The 20,478-nt window shown below is 73.3% G+C and carries 18 protein-coding genes and 1 tRNA gene; 3 read left to right on the forward strand and 16 right to left on the reverse strand.

The features are described from left to right. Positions 1–81: 81 nt before the first annotated feature. The 3 genes from DFJ68_RS09770 to DFJ68_RS09780 form a co-directional block, all read right to left on the reverse strand. Positions 82–1,062, reverse strand: coding sequence for a ribose-phosphate diphosphokinase (locus tag DFJ68_RS09770; RefSeq protein WP_121032781.1), 981 nt, complete (start codon positions 1,060–1,062; stop codon positions 82–84). Beyond that, positions 1,059–2,537 (reverse strand): bifunctional UDP-N-acetylglucosamine diphosphorylase/glucosamine-1-phosphate N-acetyltransferase GlmU, encoded by a 1,479-nt coding sequence (gene glmU, locus DFJ68_RS09775; protein ID WP_121035262.1) that lies wholly within the window; start codon positions 2,535–2,537, stop codon positions 1,059–1,061. The genes DFJ68_RS09770 and glmU overlap by 4 nt, the downstream gene beginning before the upstream one ends. 118 nt (positions 2,538–2,655) lie before the next feature. Beyond that, positions 2,656–2,734, reverse strand: a tRNA-Gln gene (locus DFJ68_RS09780). Between the two features lie 137 nt (positions 2,735–2,871). Here DFJ68_RS09780 and DFJ68_RS09785 point away from each other — a divergent pair. Continuing rightward, the gene (locus tag DFJ68_RS09785; protein ID WP_372498838.1) at positions 2,872–3,507 is read left to right on the forward strand and encodes a TetR family transcriptional regulator; all 636 of its coding nucleotides are present in this window, start codon (positions 2,872–2,874) and stop codon (positions 3,505–3,507) included. An 11-nt stretch (positions 3,508–3,518) separates the two neighbouring features. Here the strand turns inward: DFJ68_RS09785 and DFJ68_RS09790 are convergent, their stop codons facing one another. Beyond that, on the reverse strand, positions 3,519–6,011 hold the full coding sequence (locus DFJ68_RS09790) for a sigma-70 family RNA polymerase sigma factor (RefSeq protein ID WP_170165740.1): 2,493 nt from the start codon (positions 6,009–6,011) through the stop codon (positions 3,519–3,521). Between the two features lie 479 nt (positions 6,012–6,490). On the opposite strand from DFJ68_RS09790, the gene DFJ68_RS09795 reads away from it, so the two are divergent. Continuing rightward, positions 6,491–7,972 (forward strand): cryptochrome/photolyase family protein, encoded by a 1,482-nt coding sequence (locus DFJ68_RS09795; RefSeq protein WP_121032785.1) that lies wholly within the window; start codon positions 6,491–6,493, stop codon positions 7,970–7,972. Positions 7,973–7,985: 13 nt separating this feature from the next. Here the strand turns inward: DFJ68_RS09795 and DFJ68_RS09800 are convergent, their stop codons facing one another. Both DFJ68_RS09800 and DFJ68_RS09805 read right to left on the reverse strand, forming a co-directional pair. After that, a complete protein-coding gene (locus DFJ68_RS09800) occupies positions 7,986–8,276 on the reverse strand; it encodes a DUF1540 domain-containing protein (RefSeq protein WP_121032787.1) in 291 nt (96 codons plus the stop codon). 118 nt (positions 8,277–8,394) lie between these two features. Next, complete coding sequence (locus tag DFJ68_RS09805; protein ID WP_245963568.1) at positions 8,395–9,258, reverse strand: methyltransferase domain-containing protein; 864 nt, start codon at positions 9,256–9,258, stop codon at positions 8,395–8,397. 56 nt (positions 9,259–9,314) lie between these two features. Between DFJ68_RS09805 and DFJ68_RS09810 the strand changes: the two genes are divergently transcribed. Continuing rightward, positions 9,315–9,821: a MarR family winged helix-turn-helix transcriptional regulator gene (locus DFJ68_RS09810; RefSeq protein ID WP_121032790.1), complete on the forward strand. Its 507-nt coding sequence runs from the start codon at positions 9,315–9,317 to the stop codon at positions 9,819–9,821. A 19-nt stretch (positions 9,822–9,840) separates the two neighbouring features. On the opposite strand, the gene DFJ68_RS09815 is transcribed toward DFJ68_RS09810, so the two are convergent. The 10 genes from DFJ68_RS09815 to DFJ68_RS09860 form a co-directional block, all read right to left on the reverse strand. After that, positions 9,841–10,221, reverse strand: a complete 381-nt coding sequence (locus tag DFJ68_RS09815; protein WP_121032792.1) for a VOC family protein — start codon at positions 10,219–10,221, stop codon at positions 9,841–9,843. Positions 10,222–10,264: 43 nt separating this feature from the next. Then, on the reverse strand, positions 10,265–12,115 hold the full coding sequence (locus tag DFJ68_RS09820) for an ABC-F family ATP-binding cassette domain-containing protein (protein ID WP_121032794.1): 1,851 nt from the start codon (positions 12,113–12,115) through the stop codon (positions 10,265–10,267). 72 nt (positions 12,116–12,187) lie between these two features. Beyond that, positions 12,188–13,126: a 4-(cytidine 5'-diphospho)-2-C-methyl-D-erythritol kinase gene (locus tag DFJ68_RS09825; protein ID WP_121032796.1), complete on the reverse strand. Its 939-nt coding sequence runs from the start codon at positions 13,124–13,126 to the stop codon at positions 12,188–12,190. A gap of 68 nt (positions 13,127–13,194) precedes the next feature. After that, positions 13,195–14,085 (reverse strand): 16S rRNA (adenine(1518)-N(6)/adenine(1519)-N(6))-dimethyltransferase RsmA, encoded by an 891-nt coding sequence (rsmA, locus tag DFJ68_RS09830; protein ID WP_121032798.1) that lies wholly within the window; start codon positions 14,083–14,085, stop codon positions 13,195–13,197. 67 nt (positions 14,086–14,152) lie between these two features. After that, on the reverse strand, positions 14,153–15,391 hold the full coding sequence (locus DFJ68_RS18950; protein ID WP_121032800.1) for a resuscitation-promoting factor: 1,239 nt from the start codon (positions 15,389–15,391) through the stop codon (positions 14,153–14,155). Positions 15,392–15,576: 185 nt separating this feature from the next. Beyond that, the gene (locus DFJ68_RS09840) at positions 15,577–16,437 is read right to left on the reverse strand and encodes a TatD family hydrolase (protein WP_121032803.1); all 861 of its coding nucleotides are present in this window, start codon (positions 16,435–16,437) and stop codon (positions 15,577–15,579) included. Continuing rightward, on the reverse strand, positions 16,434–18,263 hold the full coding sequence (gene metG / locus DFJ68_RS09845) for a methionine--tRNA ligase (protein ID WP_121032805.1): 1,830 nt from the start codon (positions 18,261–18,263) through the stop codon (positions 16,434–16,436). The genes DFJ68_RS09840 and metG overlap by 4 nt, the downstream gene beginning before the upstream one ends. Positions 18,264–18,325: 62 nt before the next feature. Continuing rightward, positions 18,326–18,754: an OsmC family peroxiredoxin gene (locus tag DFJ68_RS09850; RefSeq protein WP_121032807.1), complete on the reverse strand. Its 429-nt coding sequence runs from the start codon at positions 18,752–18,754 to the stop codon at positions 18,326–18,328. A 95-nt stretch (positions 18,755–18,849) separates the two neighbouring features. Next, a complete protein-coding gene (gene rsmI, locus DFJ68_RS09855) occupies positions 18,850–19,680 on the reverse strand; it encodes a 16S rRNA (cytidine(1402)-2'-O)-methyltransferase (RefSeq protein WP_121032809.1) in 831 nt (276 codons plus the stop codon). A 42-nt stretch (positions 19,681–19,722) separates the two neighbouring features. Continuing rightward, on the reverse strand, positions 19,723–20,415 hold the full coding sequence (locus DFJ68_RS09860; protein ID WP_121032811.1) for a YqjF family protein: 693 nt from the start codon (positions 20,413–20,415) through the stop codon (positions 19,723–19,725). Positions 20,416–20,478 lie beyond the last annotated feature (63 nt).

Raw genomic sequence — 20,478 nt, forward strand, 5'->3', positions numbered from 1 at the left:
CCCCGCCCACCACGTACGAAGGGCGCGGATGCCGGGAGGTCACCTCCCGGCATCCGCGCCCTGTCGTCGTGGGGGCGTCGTTCAGGCCCTGCCGTCGAAGAGGCTCGTGACCGAGCCGTCGTCGAACACCTCGCGGATCGCCATCGAGATGAGCGGCGCGATCGGCAGCACGGACAGCTTGTCGAAGCGACGGTCGTCGGGGATCGGGAGGGTGTCGGTGACGACGACCTCCTCGACCCGGCACGCCTTGAGGCGGTCGATCGCCGGGCCGGACAGGATCGCGTGGGTGGCGGCGATGATGACGCCCGCCGCGCCCTGCTCCATGAGGGCGTCGGCCGCCTTCGTGATGGTGCCCGCCGTGTCGATCATGTCGTCGACGAGCACGCAGACGCGGCCGCGGATCTCGCCGACGACCCGGTTGGCGACGACCTCGTTCGGCCGGTTGATGTCGCGGGTCTTGTGCACGAAGGCGAGGGGCGCGCCGCCGAGGCGGGTCGACCAGTCCTCGGCGACCTTGATGCGTCCGGCGTCCGGGGAGACGACGGCGAGGTCGAGGTGACCGTACTTCTTGGCGACGTAGTCGCTGAGGATCGGCAGCGCCATGAGGTGGTCGACGGGGCCGTCGAAGAAGCCCTGGATCTGCGCGGTGTGCAGGTCGATCGTCATGAGCCGGTTGGCGCCGGCCGTCTTGTAGAGGTCGGCCATGAGGCGGGCCGAGATCGGCTCGCGACCGCGGTGCTTCTTGTCCTGGCGGGCGTAGCCGTAGAACGGCAGGACGACGGTGATGCGCTTGGCGGACGCCCGCTTCAGCGCGTCGATCATGATGAGCTGCTCCATGATCCACTCGTTGATCGGCGCCGTGTGGCTCTGGATGACGAAGGCGTCGCTGCCGCGCACCGACTCCTCGTAGCGCACGTAGATCTCGCCGTTGGCGAAGTCGTAGGCGCTCGTCGGCACGACGCTCGTGCCGAGCTGCTCCGCGACCTGCTGCGCGAGCTGCGGGTGGGCCCGGCCGGAGAAGACGAGCAGGTGCTTCTCGGTCGTCTTGTTGATGGCGCTCATCGGGTGCCGCCCTCCGTGTCGGTGCTCTGGGGGTCGACGGCGGCCGGGTCCGCCGACGCCTCGCGCGCGGCCGTGTCGGACGCGGTGCCGGCGCGGCGGCGCGCCACCCAGCCGTCGACGTTGCGCTGCTGGGCGCGGGTCACGCCGAGCTGGCCGGGAGCGACGTCGCTGACGACCGCCGAGCCCGCCGCGACGTAGGCGCCGGCCCCGATGGTGCGGGGGGCGACGACGACGGAGTTGCTGCCGACGAAGGCGTGGGCCCCGACCTCGGTGCGGCCCTTCGTCACGCCGTCGTAGTTGGCGAAGATCGTGCCGGCGCCGATGTTGGCCCCGGCCCCGATCATCGCGTCGCCGCAGTAGGTCAGGTGGGGCACCTTGGCCCCGTCGCCGATGACGGCGTTCTTCGTCTCGACGAAGCCCCCGATCTTGCCGCCGGCGCCCAGGCGGGTGCCGGGGCGCAGAAAGCTGAAGGGGCCGACGGTGGCGCCGGGCCCGACGACCGCGAGCTCGGCCTGGGTGCGCACGACCGACGCACCGTCTCCGACCTCGACGTCGGTGAGGGTCGTGTCGGGGCCGATGACGCAGTCGCTGCCGATGGTGCTCGCCCCGTGGATCTGGGTGCCGGGGTGCACGACGGTGTCCCGGCCGATGGTGACGTCGGCGTCGAGCCACGTCGTCGCCGGGTCGACGACGATCGCGCCGGCGCGCATCGCCGCCTCGACCGTGCGGCGGTTGAGCTCGGCCCCGAGGCGGGCCAGCTGCACCTTGTCGTTGACGCCCTCGGTCTGCCACAGGTCGGCGACGAGGTGGGCGTGCACCGGGCGGCCGCGGCCCCGGGCGATGGCGACGACGTCGGTGAGGTACTTCTCGCCCTGGGCGTTGTCGGTGCCGACCTCGGCGAGCGCCTCGCGCAGCAGCGCCGCCTCGAAGGCGTAGATGCCGCTGTTGACCTCGCGCAGGGCCAGCTGCTCGGGGCTCGCGTCCTTCTGCTCGACGATGGCCTGCACCCCGCCCTCGGCGTCGCGCACGACCCGGCCGTAGCCCGTGGGGTCGGGCGGGGTGGAGGCGACGAGCGTGACGGCCCCACCGGCATCCTCGTGCGCCCGGACCAGCCCGAGCAGGGTCTCGGCGGTGAGCAGGGGCGTGTCGCCCATCGTCACGACGACGGTGCCGGCGAGGTCGGCCGGGAGGGCCTCGAGGCCGCACTCGACGGCGCGGCCGGTCCCCTTGACGGCGTCCTGGTCGGCGATGACGACCGCGGCGTCGAGCCCGAGCACGTGGGGGGCCACTTGGTCGCGCTCGTGACGCACGACGACGGCCAGGTGCTGCGGCTGCACGCCGCGGGCGGCGCGCACGGCGTGCCCGACGAGGCTGCGACCCCCGATCGTGTGCAGCACCTTGGGGATGCTCGACTTCATGCGTGTGCCCTCGCCCGCGGCGAGGACGATCACGGCGGCGGGCCGCAGATCACTCACGGGATGCAGCTCCTCGGTGTGTCGGTGCAGGTGCGGCACCCGTCGCCCGCCGGGCGTCGTGGCGCGACCGTCATGCTACTCACGACGCTCCGGGTCCCGCCCGGGCGGCTCGCGTGCGCTCCCCGGGCAGGAGTCGAACCTGCGTCGCTTGTCCTGATTCAAAGTCAGGCGGGCCCTGCCGGCAGACCAACCGGGGAACGTCCGCGGCCCTCGCCGCGAGACGACCACAGGGTAGTGCAGCCCGGGCGCGGGCCCGGCACGGCGATCGCCGTCACGACCCCGGCGTGACCGTCGGATGACCGGCGGCACGACCGCGTGCGTCATGATGGGGGTGATGAGTGCCGACCGATCAGACCGCTCCCGCACCCGCATGACGGGCCCCGAGCGGCGTGAGCAGCTCATCAGCGTCGGCCGACGCCTCTTCGCCGAGAAGGGGTTCGAGGCGACGACGGTCGAGGAGGTCGCCTCGAGCGCGAAGGTGAGCAAGCCCGTCGTCTACGAGCACTTCGGCGGCAAGGAGGGCCTCTACGCCGTCGTCGTCGACCGCGAGATCCAGATGCTGCTCGGCGGCATCGGCAACGCGCTGCAGGAGGGCGACAGCGCCCGGATCCTGCTCGAGCGCGCGACGCTGGCCCTGCTCGACTACATCGAGCAGCACACCGACGGGTTCCGCATCCTCACCCGCGACTCCCCCACCGGGCAGTCGACCGGCACGCTGTCGAGCGTGCTCGGCGAGGTCGCGGGCCAGGTCGAGCACCTGCTCGCGGCCGAGTTCAAGCAGCGTGACCTCGAGACGAAGTCGGCCGCCATCCATGCGCAGATGCTCGTCGGAATGGTCGCCCTCACCGGTCAGTGGTGGCTCGACCAGCGCAAGTTCAAGAAGGACCAGGTGGCCGCCCACCTCGTCAACCTCGCCTGGAACGGCCTCGCCGGGCTGGAGCGTCACCCTCGCTTGCTGACGACGCGCTGAGGCGCCGCCGGTCAGCGGGCGTCTGCGGCGTCGTCGGTGGTGTCGGATGCCGGGACGCTCGGGTCGGTCGTCGCCGCCCCTTCGGTGGCGGTCGAGTCGGTCTTGGGGGCGTCGGTCTCCGTCGAGTCCGACGTGGTCGAGTCGGTCTTCGTCGAGTCCGTCTTCGTCGAGTCGCTCTTGGTGGAGTCCGACGTGGTCGAGTCGGTCTTCGTCGAGGCGCTCTTGGTGGAGTCCGACGTGGTCGAGTCGGTCTTCGTCGAGTCGCTCTTCGTCGAGTCCGTCGTACCAGCGCCGGCGCTGTCCGAGCCGGTGCTGCCGGAGTCCTTCGTGCCGGAGTCCTTCGTGCCGGAGTCCTTCGTGCCGGAGTCCTTCGTTCCCGAGTCGTCCGACGAGGGAGCGCTGTCGGTGCCGGACGTCGCGCCGTCATCGCGAGGCGTGCTGCTTCCCGACCCACCGGCCACGGAGTCGGCAGCCGGCAAGGACGAGGTGCTGCCCCCGCCGGTCGACGTCGACGAGCCGCCCGACGTGGTGCTGCCGGACGTGGTGCTGCCGGACGTGGTGCCGCCCGATGCGCTCCCCGACGGGGCCGGGTCGGCGACGACAGGGCTGGGCACCGGCGGCGCGGGCGCGGGGTCGGGGGTCGACGCCGGGGGTTCAGACGGCGTGGTCGGCGTGACGGGCGTGACGGGGGTGGACGGCGCCGCGGGCACCGGGTCGGATACCGGAGGCGTGACGACGACGGGCTGGTCGGTGACCGGTGCGGTTGACGTGTCCCCGGTGGACCCGCCCGACGCGGCGGTGCCGCCGCCGGTCGAGCCCGTGGAGGTACCGCTGGTCGCGCCACCCGTCGTCCCGGTGGAGCCGGTGGAGTCGGTGGAGTCGGTCACAGTCCCCGTCGCCGTGTCGCCCGTGCCGGACGTCGTGTCGCCCGTACCGGACGTCGTGCCGGTCGAGGGAGCGGTGCCCACGCCCGAGTCGGTCGAGCCGGTCGAACCACCGGGGAGGACGACACCGCCGAACGGCGGAGGCGTCGTGATGGGCTGGCCACCGCCGAGCACCGGGAGGGTGACCGGGCTCAGGCCGGATCCGGCGTCGGCGACCCCGCCGAAGGCCGAGGGCAGGGTGGGCGCGCCGGGCGAGATGACGGTGATGCCACCACCGCTTCCGCCGAGGACGGCGCCACCGGCGGACGTCCCCGTGGCGGCCGACGACCGCGCCGGGGCGGACGGGGCCGGGCGGGCGGCCGGGGTCGAGTGCGAGACGGCAGGAGACAGGGACGCGCTGAACGCGACAGTCGGGGCCTCGGCGGCGGCGGCACTGGGGGCGACCCCCAGCCCGAGCGCGAGCCCGGCGACCAGCGGGGTGAGGGCGGCGCCGGCGGAGGCGGCGACCGTCGTCGAGGCGGCCGCGGCGGCGACCGGAGCGGCGATCGTGGCGACCGGCAGCAGGGCGGAGCCCGCGCCGACGGCGGCGCACAGGCCTCCCGAGGCGGCGCCGGCGGCCACCGCACCGCTCGCGGCAGCGGCCCCGGCCGCACCCGCGGCTCCTGCCGCACCACCGGCGGCCGCACCGGCACCCGCCGCCACCGTGCTGCCGGCAGCCCCGGCCGCGCAGCCGGCCGCACCAGCGGCGCCGGCACCAGCGGCTCCGGCCCCACCGGCGACGGCCGCGCCACCGGCCGCGCCGGCAGCGCCCGTGGCCACGCCACCCGCCGCGCCGCCACCGGCACCGAGACCGAGGCCGGCGATCGCGCCGCCCCCGAAGCCGCCGAGCAGCTGCGGGGTGGCGAACGCCGCGATGAGCACGATGGGCCCGACGAAGGCACCGAACTGCACGTTGAGGTCGCGCAGGCTGGCGTCGAGGCGCGTCGTCAGCGGGCAGACGAGCAGGTGCGCCTCCATGCGGCGGCGCTGACCGGCCCGCAGCCGGCCCTGCACGTGGGCACCGAGGTGGTCGATGGCCCAGCGGCACTCCTCGTCGTCGGCCAGTCGCGACGAGCGAGAGGCGACGGCGTCGAGGTAGTAGGCGCGGAGGCCGTCTCGGGCGCGAGAGGCGCGGGCGCTGACGGTGTTCGCAGTGATGCCGAGCAGCGGCGCGACGGTGCGCGGGGCCGAGCCCTCGACGGTCGTGTGCCACAGCAGCTGCTGGTCGTGCTCGGGCAGGCGACGGAAGGCCTCGCGCACGAGGCCCGGGTCGAGGTCCTCGACGTCGAACTCGACCGAGGTCAGCCGCTCGAGCGTGTCGTCGTCGGCCGGCACCTCGCGCAGCTCCTGACGGCTCCGGTCGACGGCGACGCTGCGCACGGCCGAGAGGAAGTAGGCGCGGAAGTTCGTCTCCGGACCCTTGCCCTCGCGGAGCAGACCGAAGACGCGCACGGCGGCGGCCGCGACGATGTCCTCGGCAGAGGCACGCCCGCGGTGTCGTCCGGCGACGGAGAGCGCGACCGCGAGGTGGCGACGCCACAGCTCGCCGAAGGCGTCAGCCGCTCCGGACCGTGCACCCATCAACAGCTCGTCGTCGGTCGCCCCGTCCAGGGCTCCCGCCGGCCACACCACTGCTTCTGCAGACAATGCCGTCTCCCTCTGCGCACTCGCCGAGGACAGTGTGTCCTGTCGGACGCACTCAGGGCCAGCAAATCCGCGATTCCCCCCGCGGATGAGCCGGCCCTGAGTCTGAACAGGTGTGACGCTTGTGTTCGCCCTCCGGGTGATCCCCTCCATCACTCGGAGGGCGAACGCAGCGGACGAGTGCAGGGCGGGCCACCCCTCCACGAGCAACCGGCCTGCACCGTCCGTACCAGTAAGACGAGCCGCCCCCGGTTTCGTGACGGCCGGATGACGACTTTCTCGAAAAGTTTTCGCGCGAGCACCGGCCGACCACGCCGGACCCCCGCGCCCGACCCGCAGACCGCGCCCACCGGCATCCGTGACGCCCCGCCCCACCCACCCGGGTACGACCCCGTCGACCAGGGAGGATCCCACCGATGACCCGACGATGGCTCTTCGCCGACCAGCTCGGCCCCCACTTCGACGTCGGCCGCTCCGGCGTCCTGCTCGTCGAGAGCCGCTCCGCCCTCGGGCGTCGCCGCTACCACCGGCAGAAGCTGCACCTCATCCTGTCGGCCCTGCGCCACCGCGCCGCCGACCTCGGCGACTCGGCGGTGTACCTGCGCGCCGACACCTACGGCGAGGCCCTGGCCGAGCTCGGCGAGCCGGTACGCGTCTACGAGCCGACGTCGTTCGCCGCGGATGCGTTCGTGCGCCGCCGGCTCGAGAGCGGCGAGGTCGAGTCGGTCGACCCGACCCCCGGCTACAGCCTGCGCAAGGACGAGTTCGCGACGTGGGCGGGCGACCGGCGCCGGCTGCGCATGGACGACTTCTACCGCTTCCAGCGCCTGCGCCTCGACCTGCTCATGGAGGGCGCCGACCCGGTCGGCGGGCGCTGGTCGTACGACGACGAGAACCGCGAGCCCCCGCCCAAGGGCAGGGCGACCCTCGGGGCGCCGGCGCCCTACCGCCCCCGCGAGGACGACATCGACGCCGAGGTGCGCGACGACCTCGACCGCTGGGAGCGCGACGAGGGCCTCGAGACGGTCGGGGCCGACGGGCCGCGCCTGTTCGCCGTGACGCGCCGCGAGGCGCTCGCGGCGCTCGAGCGCTTCGTCACCGAGCGGCTGGCCGGGTTCGGCCCGCACGAGGACGCCATGCTCAAGGGCGACTGGGAGATGGCGCACAGCCTGCTGTCCGTGCCCCTCAACCTCGGCCTGCTCAGCCCCGTCGAGGTGGCCGAGCGCGCGGTGCAGGCGCACGCCGACGGCGACGCCCCCCTCGCCTCGGTCGAGGGCTTCGTGCGGCAGGTCGTCGGCTGGCGCGAGTACGTCTGGCACGTCTACTGGCACTTCGGGCGCACGTACCGCCGGCGCAACACCATGGCGGCGCGCACGTCGCTGCCCCCGTGGTTCGACGACCTCGAGGCCGACAGCGTGGATGCCGCGTGCCTGGGTGACGTGCTGGGCGGCGTGCGCGACCGGGGCTGGGTGCACCACATCCCCCGGCTCATGGTGCTCGGCAACTGGGCCGCCCAGCGCGGCTACGACCCCGACGAGCTGACGGAGTGGTTCCAGACCCGCTTCGTCGACGGCTACGACTGGGTCATGCCGGCCAACGTCGTCGGCATGAGCCAGCACGCCGACGGCGGCGCGATGGCGACCAAGCCCTACGTCTCGGGCGGGGCCTACATCGACCGGATGAGCGACTACTGCGGCGGGTGCCGCTACGACCCGAAGAAGCGGGTCGGTGAGGACGCCTGCCCCTTCACCGCCGGCTACTGGGCCTACCTCGACCGCAACGCCGACCGCCTCGAGGGCAACAACCGCATGGCCCGCCCCCTGCAGGGGCGGCACCGGCTCAAGGACCTCCACGAGGTCGTCGAGCAGGAGAAGGCCCGCGGCGACGACCCGCCGTGAGCGGTCGGCGCCCTCAGGCGGCCGAGAAGGTGAGGCAGTCGGCCGGGTCCTTGCCGGCACCCACCGAGATGTCCTCGGCCGAGCACTCGAGGTCGGCGTTGTGCACGCACTCGGTGCGGTGGCAGGCGCCGACCATGGCCGTGCCGCCGTCGACGCCGCCCTTGGCGTCACCGCCGACGTAGGTGCCGCAGGAGGCGGCCGAACCGGTGACCGTGATGGCGCCGGCCTGGCAGTCGTGGTCGTGGTTGTACGAGCAGCCGCTGACGCTGCACGTGCTGACGATGGGAAGGCTCAGGGTGGGCATGGTTCCTCCTGCAGTGCTGTCGCGAGAGTGCTCTGTGGAGCGACCATGCACCCGATTCCCTTGTGTGACAAGACAGGAGAGGCTGCCCTTACCGTCCCCGGTGTCAGACTCGACCGGGTCAAGAGCCGGCCCGACGGGCCACCGCGAAGGTGCGCGAGAACGGGAAGATGACGCCGAAATCCCTTCTCGGGTAGGCCTGCTCGAGCTCGGCGGCGTAGTCGGCCAGGAAGGCCTCGCGCTCGGCCGGGTCGGTCAGCACGCCGAGCACCGGGCGCAGTCCGGTCCCCCGCACCCAGTCGAGCACGGGGTGTGTGCCGTCCTCCGGCGTGTCGAGCACCTGCAGGTACGTCGTCTGCCACACGTCGACGTGCGGGGTGAGCGCGAGCAGCAGCGATGCGTACGTCTCGGGCTGCGCCGTCCCCGACGCGCGGTCGAGGCCCGGGGCGAGGTCGGCGGCCCGAGGATGCCGGGCGGCGACGGCCCGCATGAGGGCGTGCGAGGGCGCGTCGAAGTTCGACGGCACCTGCATCGCCAGGGTGCCGTCGGGGGCGAGGGCCCTGACCCAGCCCGGCAGCAGGCGCAGGTGAGTCGGCACCCACTGGAGCGTCGCGTTCGAGACGAGGAGGTCGACGGGCGCGCCGTGGCCCGCGGGGTCCCAGGCCTCGGCGCCGGAGTGCACCCACTCGACCCGGCCGTCGCGGTCCTGCTCCCGGGCGCGGTCGAGCATCTCGGGCGAGCTGTCGACGCCCACCACCCGCGCCCCCGGCCACCGGTCCGCCAGGGTGAGCGTGAGCTCGCCCGGTCCGCAGCCGAGGTCGACGACGAGCCGGGGCTCGGTCGTCGCGACGCGCGCCGCGCGGGCGACGAGCTCGTGGAAGGGGCGGCTGCGGTGGTCGCCGAAGTGGGCGTACTGGGCCGGGTCCCACGCCGAGGCCGTCGGGGCCGTCAGCGGTCGTGCGCCTGCTGTCTGGTCAGCATCCACCGGTGTCACCTGTTCTTTCGACGTCAAGACTCTTGATGGGTTCTAGGATCGTGCTCATGACCGAGCCGGCCGACGACGTCGACGCCGTGGTGGCCGCGTGGCGCCGCGAGCGCCCCGACCTCGACGTGACCCCGCTCGAGGTGCTGTCCCGGGTGTCGCGCCTGGCCCGGCGGCTCGACCTCGCCCGCGGGTCGGCCTTTGCCGAGCACCTGCTCGAGGGGTGGGCCTTCGACGTGCTCTCGGCCCTGCGACGGGCCGGCGAGCCGTACGAGCTCTCGCCCGGCGCGCTCGTGCAGCAGACGCTCGTCACGTCGGGCACGATGACCAACCGGGTCGACCGGCTCGAGCGGAGCGGGTTCGTCGAGCGTCGCCCCGACCCGGGCGACCGTCGCGGCGTGCTCGTGCGCCTGACACCCGCCGGGCGCGACATCGTCGACGCGGCGATGGCCGACCTCATCGAGCAGGAGAAGTCGCTGCTCTCACAGCTCTCCCCCTCCGACCAGTCGCTGCTGGCGACGCTGCTGCGTTCGATGCTGGCGCCCCTGGAGTCACGCGAGCCCTGACGCCCTCGCGTCACGCGCGTCACGACCGGCCACCGGGGGCGGACCGCTGCTGGAACTCCAGCCGGTTGCCCATCGGGTCGGTGGTGTGGAACCGCCGCAGCCCCGGGACGTTCTCGTCCCACGTGACGGGCCGGCCGGCATCCGCCACGGCGCGTGACAGGGCCTCGACGTCGACGACCGCGATGCCCGGGTGGGCCTTGGCGGCGGGTCGGAAGTCGGCCTCGATGCCGACGTGCACCTCGAGGCCGCCCTCGGCACGGAACCAGGCCCCGCCGCGGGCCCGCAGCGCCTCGGGCTTGGGCACCTCGACGAGGCCGAGGAAGCCGACCCAGAACGCCCGGGCGTCGTCCTCGCACCCGGACGGGCCCGACAGCTGGACGTGGTGCAGCGACATCTCCATGCCCGGCAATTTATCTTGACGTCAAGATACTTGCAAGGTCGGGTCAGCCGACGACCTCGGCGGCCTCGAGCCACTCCAGCTCGAGACCCTCCCGCTCGTCGACGACCTCCTGGAGCGCCGTGCCGAGCTCGCGCAGACGTCCGGGGTCGGTGGCGTTCTCGGCCATGTCGCCGTGGAGGCGCTGCTCGCGCTCACCGAGCCGGGCCAGCTGCTTCTCGACGCGGGCCATGACCTTGCGCGCCTCGCGCACCTGCGCGGGGTTCGCGGCCGGGGTCGTCTCGGTGTCGCCCGACGCGCCGGCCGACGCCGCGGCAGGCCGCGCCGACGAGGACGACCCGCCCCTCGCGGGGGCGGCGTGGCGCAGTCGCAGGTACTCCTCGACCCCGCCGGGGAGGTCGCGCAGGCGGCCGTCACCGAGCAGGGCCAGCTGGTGGTCGCAGACGCGCTCGAGCAGGTAGCGGTCGTGCGACACGACGATGAGGGTGCCCGCCCAGCCGTCGAGCACGTCCTCGAGGGAGGTGAGGGTCTCGATGTCGAGGTCGTTGGTCGGCTCGTCGAGGATGAGCACGTTCGGCTCGGTGAGCAGCAGGCGTGTCAGCTGCAGCCGGCGTCGCTCGCCACCGCTGAGGTCGCCGACGCGCGACTGCTGGCGGCCACCGGGGAAGCCGAGGCGCGTCGCGAGCTGTCCGGCGCTGATCTCCTTGCCGCCCAACGTCGTCCACTGCTTGACGTCCTCGATGGCCTCGATGACCCGCCACGACTCGAAGCGCTCGAGCTCGCGAACCTCCTGGGTCAGGTACGCCACGGCGACGGTCTTGCCGACCCGGCGGCGACCGCCGGCCAGCGGCACGTCACCGGTCAGGGCACGCAGCAGCGTCGACTTGCCGGCACCGTTGACCCCGACGATGCCGACACGCTCACCGGGCGCGAGGCGCCACGTGACGCGGTCGAGCAGGACCCGCTCGTCGGGCGGGTCGCCGACGGTGACGGTGGCGTCCTCGAGGTCGAGGACGTCCTTGCCCAGCCGTCGCGTGGCGAAGGTCGCGAGCTCGACGCTGTCGCGCGGGGCGGGCTCGTCGGCGATGAGCGCGTTCGCCGCGTCGATGCGGAACTTGGGCTTGCTCGTGCGGGCGGGCGGCCCGCGACGCAGCCAGGCGAGCTCCTTGCGCATGAGGTTGGCCCGCCGCTCGGCCTGCAGCCCCGCGAGCCGGTCACGCTCGGCCTTGGCCAGCACGTAGGCGGCGTAGCCGCCCTCGAACGAGGTGACGTGTCCCGACTCGACCTCCCACGTGAGGGTCGCGTACGCGTCGAGGAACCAGCGGTCGTGGGTGATCGCGACGGTCGCGTTGCCGGGCCGCGGCCGCTTCGTCGCGAGGTGCTCGGCGAGCCAGGCGACCCCCTCGACGTCGAGGTGGTTGGTCGGCTCGTCGAGCAGCAGCAGCTCGGGGTCGTCGACGAGCAGACGGGCGAGGGCGAGCCGGCGGCGCTCGCCACCGGACTTGGGGCCGACGAGGCTGTCGAGCCCGCCCACCGCCTCGGCGCCGATGCCGCCGAGCAGCCCGGTGAGCACGTCGCGGATGCGGGGGTCGCCCGCCCACACGTGCTCGGGGCGGTCGCCCAGCACCGTCTCGCGGATCGTGGCGGCCGGGTCGAGCGAGTCGTCCTGCGAGAGCATGCCGATGCGGATGCCGTCGTCGCCGCCCTGCTTCGTGATGCGGCCGGAGTCGGGTTCCTGCAGACCTGCGATGACGCGCAGGAGGGTCGACTTGCCGCCACCGTTGACGCCGACGACGCCGATGCGGTCGCCCGTGAGGACGCCGACGCTCACCTCGTCGAGGACGTGCGAAGTGCCGAAGACGAGGGAGACGCGTTCGAGTGAGACGAGGTTGGCCATGTCGGGCCCGAGCCTATGTCCGCCGCGCTCCCCCGCCGTAACCGGGAGGGTGGGGCCAGGATGCCGGGTGGCTCAGTCGCGCGGCCCGGCGACGACCTGAGCGCCGTGCACCGGCCCCTTGGCCCGGCGCAGGTCGCGGCAGAGGTCGGCGGCGGCGAGCGACACCGAGAGGTCGAGGGCGGCCTCGTGGCTCTCGGTGACGAAGGCGACGGTGGGGCCGCTGCCCGAGACGATGCCTCCGAGGGCCCCGAACTCGACGCCGGCGTCGCGCAGCTCGCGCAGGTCGGGCCGCAGCGAGAAGGCGGCGGGCTCGAGGTCGTTGTGCAGGGCCTGTCCGAGCGCCGCCGCGTCCCCCTGGCGCAACGCGGCCATAAGGTCGGGGCGCACCTGCGGCTCCGCGACGCTCTCGCCCGACTCCTCACGCATCCGGTCGAGCTCGGCGTAGACGGCGGGCGTCGACAGCCCCTCGTCGCTGATGGCGAAGACCCAGTGGAAGGTGCCGCGGGCGAGCACGGGCGCGAGCTGCTCGCCGCGACCGGTGGCCATCGCGGTGCCGCCGCTGAGCGGGAAGGTGACGTCGCTGCCGAGCACCGCAGCCATCTCGGCGAGCTCGTCGCGGTCGAGCCCGAGGGCCCATAGCTGGTCGCACGCGAGCAGGGCCGCGGCGGCGTCGGCCGAGCCACCCGCCATGCCCCCCGCGACGGGGATGTCCTTGTCGATGCGGATGCTCAGCGACTCGTCGACGCCGCAGCGCTCGGCGACGAGCTTGGCCGCGCGCACCGCGAGGTTGTCCTCGTCGGTCGGGATGCCATCGGCGTAGGTGCCGGCCGGGACGACCTGCCAGCCGTCCCACCGCGCGACCGACACCTCGTCGTGCAGCGACACGGCCTGGAAGACGGTGGCGAGGTCGTGGTAGCCGTCGGGCCGCAGGGCCCCGACGTGCAGCTGCAGGTTGACCTTGGCGGGCACGCGCACCGTGACGGTGCCCGGCAGGGTCGGCGCGGCTGTCATGTCGCCACCCTACGGTCTCGTCGGGACGGTCGTACGGGACCGCCCCGTCGTGGTGGGGTCCGAGGCGATCAGGCGTCGGCGGGCTGCGGCCGGTTCTCGGCGATGCGGGCGAAGTCGAGGATGCCGAGCTGCTCGCCGCGCGTGCGGGGGTCGATGCCCGCCGCGACGAGCGCCTGCTCGGCGAGCACCGGCGACCCGGCCCACGACGCGAGGGCGCCACGAAGGGCCTTGCGGCGCTGGGCGAACGCGGCGTCGATGCACCGGAACACCTCGACCCGTGAGGCCGTCGTCGACGGCGGCTCGCGACGCACGAGGGAGACGAGGCCGGAGTCGACGTTCGGCGCGGGCCAGAAGACGGTGCGGCCGACACGGCCGGCGAGCTCGACGTCGGCGTACCAGGCGGCCTTGAGGCTGGGCACGCCGTAGATCTTTCCGCCGGGCCGGGCCGCGAGCCGTTCGGCCACCTCGAGCTGCACCATGACGAGCACCCGCTCGATGGTCGGGAAGTGCTCGAGGAAGGACAGCACGACCGGCACCGAGATGTTGTACGGCAGGTTGGCGACGAGGGCCGTCGGGTCGGCGCCGGGCAGAGACGTCACCGTCAGGGCGTCCGCGTTGACGAGCTTGAGGCGGTCGGCGTTCTCGGGCTGGAGGTCGCGCACCGTCTGCTCGAGGGCGCCGGCGAGGCGCGGGTCGACCTCGACGGCGATGACCTTCTTGACCGCCGGCAGCAGCGCGAGGGTCAGCGAGCCGAGGCCCGGGCCGACCTCGACGACGACGTCCTTGCGGCCGACCCCGGCGACGCGGACGATCTTGCGCACCGTGTTCGCGTCGATGACGAAGTTCTGCCCCCACTGCTTGGTGGGTCGGACCTCGAGCCGCTCGGCGAGCTCGCGCACCTGCGCCGCGCCGAGGAGGGCGGCGTCGTCGACGAGCGCGCCGGCATCCTTGGTGCTCATGATGCCCAGCCTAGGCGGCGGCTCCGTCAAAGGCCCCGTCGGTCGTGACGACGCCGACGGAACGCGCTCAGGCGCAGCCCCACGGGGACGTGCCCGAGCTGGCGTAGAGGCGGTTGGCCACGGTGATCTGCTCGGCCCGGCTGGCGAGGTCGGCCCGCGAGGCGAAGTCGGTGCCGCCGGCGCCGACCCACGTGCCCTGGGCGAACTGCAGGCCGCCGTAGTAGCCGTTGCCGGTGTTGATGGCCCAGTTGCCGCCCGACTCGCAGGCGGCGATGCGGTCCCACATCGCGGCGCGCGCGAGGTTGAGGCCCGCGCCCGACGGAGCCGGCTCGGATGCCGTGGGGGTGGGCGTCGGGGTCGCGGTCGGCGTCGAGCCCTGCGTCGAACCCTGCGCCGAGTCGTCGGACGAGTCGGACGAGGAGTCGGCGGAGCTCGAAGAGGAGGGCGTCGGGGTGGCGACCGGCTCGGGCCGGCGCTTCGTCCCGACGAGGACGACCTCGTCGACCGGCTTGCGGGTCACGGTCGAGGAGACCTCGGTGGTGCCGGTGGCGCGACCGTCGACGCTCGTCGTGCGGGTCACGACGGTGCGCACGCCGTCGCGGCCGCGGGTCTGCACGTCGGTGTCTCCGACGTAGAGGCTGCTGCTCTCGCGGCGCACGGTGTCGTGCCCGATCGTCTCGGTGCGGGTGGAGTCCTTCGTCGTCACTCGGGCCACGGTGACGGCGAGGCCGTCGGTGAGCGGGGTCGACGCGGCCGGGGTCACCCGGTCGCCGCGGCCGAGGGTGATGCGCAGCTGCCCGAGCGCCTCGGCGACGGTGCCTGCGGTGATGGTGCGGGTGACCTTCGTGCCGTCGACGGTGACCGTGACGCGCTTCGGCGTCACGACGGACACGGACAGGCCGGAGCGGCCGATGCCGAGGGAGCGCGAGACGGACAGGCGGGCCGCGTCGTCGCGCAGACCGAGAGCGGCGAGGGCGCCGTCGACGGTGCGCTCGGTGGTCGTGACCCGCTGGGTGCGGCCGTCGACCGTGACGGTGAGCGGCCGGGCGTAGGCGACGCTGACGGTCTCGCCGTCACGCAGCGGGGCGTCGAGCGACGGGCTGACCCGGTCGGCCGAGCCCACCGCGATGCCCTGGTCGTCGAGCAGGTCGCGCACCGTCGAGCCGAAGACGTGGTGGTCCGAGGCCTGGCCGTCGACCGACAGGGTCACGGCCTTGTCGAGGGCGGCGGCGGTGGCGCCACCCGCGGCGAGGACGATGGCGGTGGCACCCGCGGCGGTCGCGAGCAGGGTCTTGCGAGAGGGCACGTCACTCCGTACGTCGAGCTTCCCGGAGTCGACGTGAGCGCGGCCCGGTGGACGGGCGGCAGAGGCGGTCACAGTCACGGCATCCGGCCAACGGGACGACAGCCTGACGGACAGTCGTCGCCCAGGTCAAATTTCGGTAACGGTCGGGACTCGGATCGGTATCGACGCACGGGGCGTGCGGGACGTCAGACCCGGTCCCACGACCCGTAGACACGCTCGGCGTTCTCGGAGACGGCCCGGCACACCGTGGGCACGTCGACGTTGAGCACGCCGGCGATCGCCCGGACCGTCAGCGGCACGAGGTACGAGGCGTTCGTCGCGCCGCGGTGCGGGCTCGGGGTGAGGTACGGGGCGTCGGTCTCGACGAGCAGGTTCTCGAGCGGGGTGGCGCTGAGGGCGTCACGCAGGCCGCGGGCGTTCTTGAAGGTGACGGTGCCGGCGAAGCTGAGGAGGTAGCCGCGCTCGACGCACTCCCGGGCCATCGTGAGGTCGCCCGAGAAGCAGTGCAGGACGGTGCGGTCGGGCGCGCCCTCCTCGGCGAGGATGCGCAGCACGTCCTCGTGCGCGTCGCGGTCGTGGATCTGCAGGGCCTTGCCGAGCCGCTTCGCGAGGTCGATGTGCCAGCGGAAGCCGTCCTGCTGCACGTCGACGCCCTCGGGGCCGGTGCGGTAGTAGTCGAGCCCGGTCTCACCGATGACGCGGACCCGTTCGTGGGCGGCGAGGCGTTCGACCTCGGCGTAGGCGTCGTCGAGCTCACCCGACGCGGCGAGCCGGGGAACCTCGTTGGGGTGCAACGCGATCCCCCCGAGCAGCTCGGGGTGGCGGTCGACGGCGTCCATCGTGAAGTCGATGCCGTCGAGGTCGCAGCCGACCTGCACGAGGCGGGTGACACCGACCGCACGGGCGCGGGCGATGGCCTCGGCGACGTCGAGCGGCTCGTCACCCTCGCGGGTGATGTCGAGGTGGGTGTGGTTGTCGACGACGTCGATCGGCAGCGGGTCGGGCGCCTCGGGCAGGCCCCGGTGCCCCGACGGGGCCGGCGTCATGCGGTGGGCGTCGCGGGCTCGTCGGTCTGCGGCTGCAGCCGCGCGTGCTCGTCGGCCAGCACCTGCTCGGGGTCGAGCTTGACGAACACCGGCGTCGGCTTGCCGACGGTGGCACCCACCGTCACCGGGACCCGTTGCCATCGTGGGGTGTCCGAGTACTCGCCCGTGATGACGGGGTAGGTGCGGGTGTCGTCGTCGAGGTCGCGCACGACCTCGAGGCGCGGCATCGGCATGAGCTCGCCCTCGCCGCCGAGCACGTGGTGCACGCGGTTCGAGGCGTGCGGCAGGAACGGTGCCATCATCCGGTTGAGGTCGCTGACGGCCTGCGCGAGGGTGTGCAGCACGGTCGAGAGCCGCTCGCGCTGGCCGTCGCCCTTGAGCTTGAACGGCTCGGTGCGCGAGACGTAGGCGTTGGCCTCCCCGACCAGGCGCATGACCTCGCCGAGCGCTGCCTTCTGGCTGTGCCGCTCGAGCAGCGAACCGACCGTCGTGAAGCCGTCGGCGACGGCGATGAGCAGCTCGTCGTCGACGTCGTGGGCTTCGTACGCCCGCGGGACCTCGCCGAAGCTCTTCGCGATCATCGAGGCCGTGCGGTTGACGAGGTTGCCCCAGCCGGCGACGAGCTCGGTGTTGTTGCGCTTGACGAACTCGGCCCACGAGAAGTCGGCGTCCTGGTTCTCGGGCCCGGCCGCGCAGATGAAGTAGCGGATCGGGTCCGGCCCGTAGCGGGCCACGACGTCCTGCACGTAGATGACGTGCTTGCGGCTCGTCGAGAACTGCTTGCCCTCGAGGGTCATGAACTCGCTCGCGACGACCTCCGTCGGCAGGTTGAGCTCGCCGTAGGGCCCGGGCTCCCCGCCCCGGTCACCGCGACCGGCGTACCCGAGCAGCTCGGCGGGCCAGATCTGGGCGTGGAAGGTGATGTTGTCCTTGCCCTGGAAGTAGTACGACACGGCATCCGGGTCGTTCCACCACTCGCGCCAGCGCTCGGCGTCCCCGGTGCGACGGGCCCACTCGACCGACGCCGAGAGGTAGCCGATGACGGCGTCGAACCACACGTAGAGGCGCTTCGACGGGTTGTCCTCCCACCCGGGCAGCGGCACCGGGATGCCCCAGTCGATGTCACGCGTCATCGCCCGGGGGCGGACGTCCTTGAGCAGGTTCTTGCTGAACTTGATGACGTTGGGGCGCCACGAGCCCGAGGCCTCGCGACCGTCGAGCCACTCCCCCAGCGCACCGGCCAGCGCGGGCAGGTCGAGGAAGAAGTGCTGGGTCTCGATGAACTCCGGCGTCTCGCCGTTGATCTTGCTGCGCGGGTCGATGAGCTCGTCGGCGTCGAGCTGGTTGCCGCAGTTGTCGCACTGGTCGCCGCGGGCCTCGGGGAAGCCGCAGATGGGACACGTGCCCTCGATGTAGCGGTCGGGCAGGGTGCGGCCGGTCGACGGGCTGATGGCGCCGCGCGTCGTCTGCTCGACCATGTAGCCGTTGGCGTGCACCTGCCGGAACATCTCCTGCACGACGGCGTAGTGGTTGCGCGTCGTCGTGCGGGTGAAGAGGTCGTACGACAGGCCGAGGTCGGTGAGGTCCTGCGCGATGACGGCGTTGTACTTGTCGACGAGCTGCTGCGGCGTGAGGCCCTCCTCCTCGGCGAGGACGAGGATCGGGGTGCCGTGCTCGTCGGTGCCCGAGACCATGAGGACGTCGTGACCCGCCATGCGCATGTACCGGCTGAAGACGTCGGAGGGCACACCGAAACCGGCCACGTGGCCGATGTGACGCGGGCCGTTGGTGTACGGCCAGGCGACGGCGGACAGGACATGGCTCATGGGGGTTGATCCTAGGTGGCGGGCCTGCGGCGCGCGGACGGCGCCGCAGGCACGCGGCCGATCTACTCGGTGAACGTCACCTCGAGGGTGATCGGCACCGACTTGAGGGCCTGGCTCACGGGGCAGTTCTCCTTGGCGCCCTGGGCAGCCTCCTCGAACGCGGCGGCGTCGAGGCCGGGCACCTTGCCGGTCACCGTGAGGGTGATGTCGGTGATGCCGGTGCCGGGCTTGAAGCCGACGGCGGCCGAGGTGTCGATGGTCTCGGCCGGCGTCCCCGCCTCCGCGAGCGCGTGCGAGAGGGCCATCGAGAAGCACGTGGAGTGGGCGGCGGCGATGAGCTCCTCGGGGCTGGTGAGGCCGTTCGACTCGGTCGCGCGCGAGGCCCAGGTGACGTCGTGGGTGCCGAGGTCGGACGACTCGAAGGTCACCTTCCCGGCGCCCTCCATGAGCGAGCCCTCCCAGTGGGCCGACGCGTTGCGAATGATTGCCATGGCTGCAGATTCCTCCGGTTGGACGTGTGGTCCCCTGCGCCGCCGGTCGGCGGCCGGACATAAGCCTCGCCCGCGGCGCACGGCTCCACAAGTGCTCAGGGCCGGGCGACGGCCGCGTCGTACAGCGCCTTCTTCGACAGCCCGGTCGTGGCGGCGACGTCGGCGCAGACGTCCTTGAGCCGTTCGCCCGACTGCACCCGCTGCCGGATGCCGGGCAGCGCGTCCTCGACGGACCCGACCTGCCGCTCGGCGCCCGCCACGACGACGGTGATCTCGCCCCTGACCCCGTCCTGCGCCCAGGCGACCAGCTCGTCGAGGGTGCCGCGTCGTACCTCCTCGTAGGTCTTCGTCAGCTCGCGGCACACGGCCGCCCGCCGGATGGGTCCGAAGGCGTCGCGCATCGCGGTGAGCGTCTCGGCGAGGCGGTGCGGGGCCTCGAAGTAGACGAGGGTGCGGCGCTCCGTCGCCGACTCGGCGAGGGCCCGGGCACGCTCGCCCGGCTTGCGCGGGAGGAAGCCGTCGAAGGCGAAGCGGTCGACGGGCAGGCCCGAGACGGCGAGGGCCATGAGCACCGCGCTGGGACCGGGGACGCAGGTGACGCGGACGCCCGCCTCGACCGCCGCCGCGACGAGCCGGTACCCGGGGTCGGACACCGAGGGCATCCCCGCGTCGGTGACGACGACGACCCGGTCACCCGCGACGAGCCGCTCGACGAGCTCGGGCGTGCGGCCGGCCTCGTTGTGCTCGTGGTAGCTGAGGACGCGGCCCCGTGGCGTCACCTCCAGGGCTGTGAGGAGTCGGCGCAGGCGCCGGGTGTCCTCTGCCGCAACGAGATCGGCCGTCGCGAGCTCCTCCCCCAGCCGCGGGGCGGCGTCGCGGGGGTCGCCGATGGGAGTGGCCGCGAGGACGAGGACGCCGAAGGTCATGGGCCCATCCTCCCGTGCGGTCGCACCGGCGGCCCGCCCGCCTCACGCACGGGCGGGCAGCCCGAACTCCGTGTGCACTCCCGGGCTGAAGGCCACGTGGTCGGGCGTGCGGTCGGCGAGGTTGCCGAGGCCGACGGACCGCACGAGATCGTCGTCGAGCTCGACGACCTCCGCGTCGCGAACGGGCCAGGCGCCGTGGACGTTCGGCACGTAGAGGGTGCGCCCGAGATGCCGGACGTAGAGGCCCCAGCGGTCGCCGAGGTAGTGGTCGAGCTCGGTCGCCTCACGGGGGTCGCCCACCCGGATGCCGATGCGGCTCGTCACCGGTGCACCGCGTCGCCGCAGCCTCGCTTCGTAGTGGTGGACGTCGCGACCGGTGAGGTCGGGCTCGACGGTGTGCCGCATGTGCGCCCAGCGGTACGGCAGGCCGAACGCGGCCCGGGCCCCGGCCACGATGACCGAGCGGTCGGTGTCGAGGCTGAGGAAGACGATGCCCCGACGGCCGTCGGCGTCGACGGCGTAGAGACGGACGTTCGTCTCGAGGAAGGTCCCCGCCCACGGAACCCCGGGGCCGCGCCCGACCCCGGCCCCGACCATGCGGAACGGGATGAGGCCCACGTAGGTGCGCCCGTCACGGACGTCGGGCCGGGCGCCGGGCGGCATGAACCGCTCGACCTCGCTCGGGTCGACCGCCCAGTGGATGAAGGTCAGGTCGAGCCAGTCCTGGTTCATCATGATCGGCCCGGTGAGCGGGGGTGCGCTGCTCGGAACGTGGTCCGGCGCCGGGCGGCGCAGCCA

Source organism: Terracoccus luteus, from assembly GCF_003635045.1.
Classification (GTDB): Bacteria; Actinomycetota; Actinomycetes; order Actinomycetales; family Dermatophilaceae; genus Terracoccus; species Terracoccus luteus.

What these genes read in the sequence shown, in the direction of transcription:
- DFJ68_RS09800 (WP_121032787.1), bottom strand. Translation starts at nt 8,276, where the DNA reads ATGCCCACCCTGAGCCTTCCCATCGTCAGCACGTGCAGCGTCAGCGGC.
- DFJ68_RS09860 (WP_121032811.1), bottom strand. Translation starts at nt 20,415, where the DNA reads ATGATGAACCAGGACTGGCTCGACCTGACCTTCATCCACTGGGCGGTC.
- DFJ68_RS09840 (WP_121032803.1), bottom strand. Translation starts at nt 16,437, where the DNA reads ATGACGCCGGCCCCGTCGGGGCACCGGGGCCTGCCCGAGGCGCCCGAC.
- rsmI (WP_121032809.1), bottom strand. Translation starts at nt 19,680, where the DNA reads ATGACCTTCGGCGTCCTCGTCCTCGCGGCCACTCCCATCGGCGACCCC.
- DFJ68_RS09790 (WP_170165740.1), bottom strand. Translation starts at nt 6,011, where the DNA reads ATGGGTGCACGGTCCGGAGCGGCTGACGCCTTCGGCGAGCTGTGGCGT.
- DFJ68_RS09825 (WP_121032796.1), bottom strand. Translation starts at nt 13,126, where the DNA reads ATGACAGCCGCGCCGACCCTGCCGGGCACCGTCACGGTGCGCGTGCCC.
- DFJ68_RS09795 (WP_121032785.1), top strand. Translation starts at nt 6,491, where the DNA reads ATGACCCGACGATGGCTCTTCGCCGACCAGCTCGGCCCCCACTTCGAC.
- DFJ68_RS09815 (WP_121032792.1), bottom strand. Translation starts at nt 10,221, where the DNA reads ATGGAGATGTCGCTGCACCACGTCCAGCTGTCGGGCCCGTCCGGGTGC.
- DFJ68_RS09850 (WP_121032807.1), bottom strand. Translation starts at nt 18,754, where the DNA reads ATGGCAATCATTCGCAACGCGTCGGCCCACTGGGAGGGCTCGCTCATG.
- DFJ68_RS09785 (WP_372498838.1), top strand. Translation starts at nt 2,872, where the DNA reads ATGAGTGCCGACCGATCAGACCGCTCCCGCACCCGCATGACGGGCCCC.
- DFJ68_RS09820 (WP_121032794.1), bottom strand. Translation starts at nt 12,115, where the DNA reads ATGGCCAACCTCGTCTCACTCGAACGCGTCTCCCTCGTCTTCGGCACT.
- DFJ68_RS09770 (WP_121032781.1), bottom strand. Translation starts at nt 1,062, where the DNA reads ATGAGCGCCATCAACAAGACGACCGAGAAGCACCTGCTCGTCTTCTCC.
- rsmA (WP_121032798.1), bottom strand. Translation starts at nt 14,085, where the DNA reads ATGAGCACCAAGGATGCCGGCGCGCTCGTCGACGACGCCGCCCTCCTC.
- metG (WP_121032805.1), bottom strand. Translation starts at nt 18,263, where the DNA reads ATGAGCCATGTCCTGTCCGCCGTCGCCTGGCCGTACACCAACGGCCCG.
- DFJ68_RS09810 (WP_121032790.1), top strand. Translation starts at nt 9,315, where the DNA reads ATGACCGAGCCGGCCGACGACGTCGACGCCGTGGTGGCCGCGTGGCGC.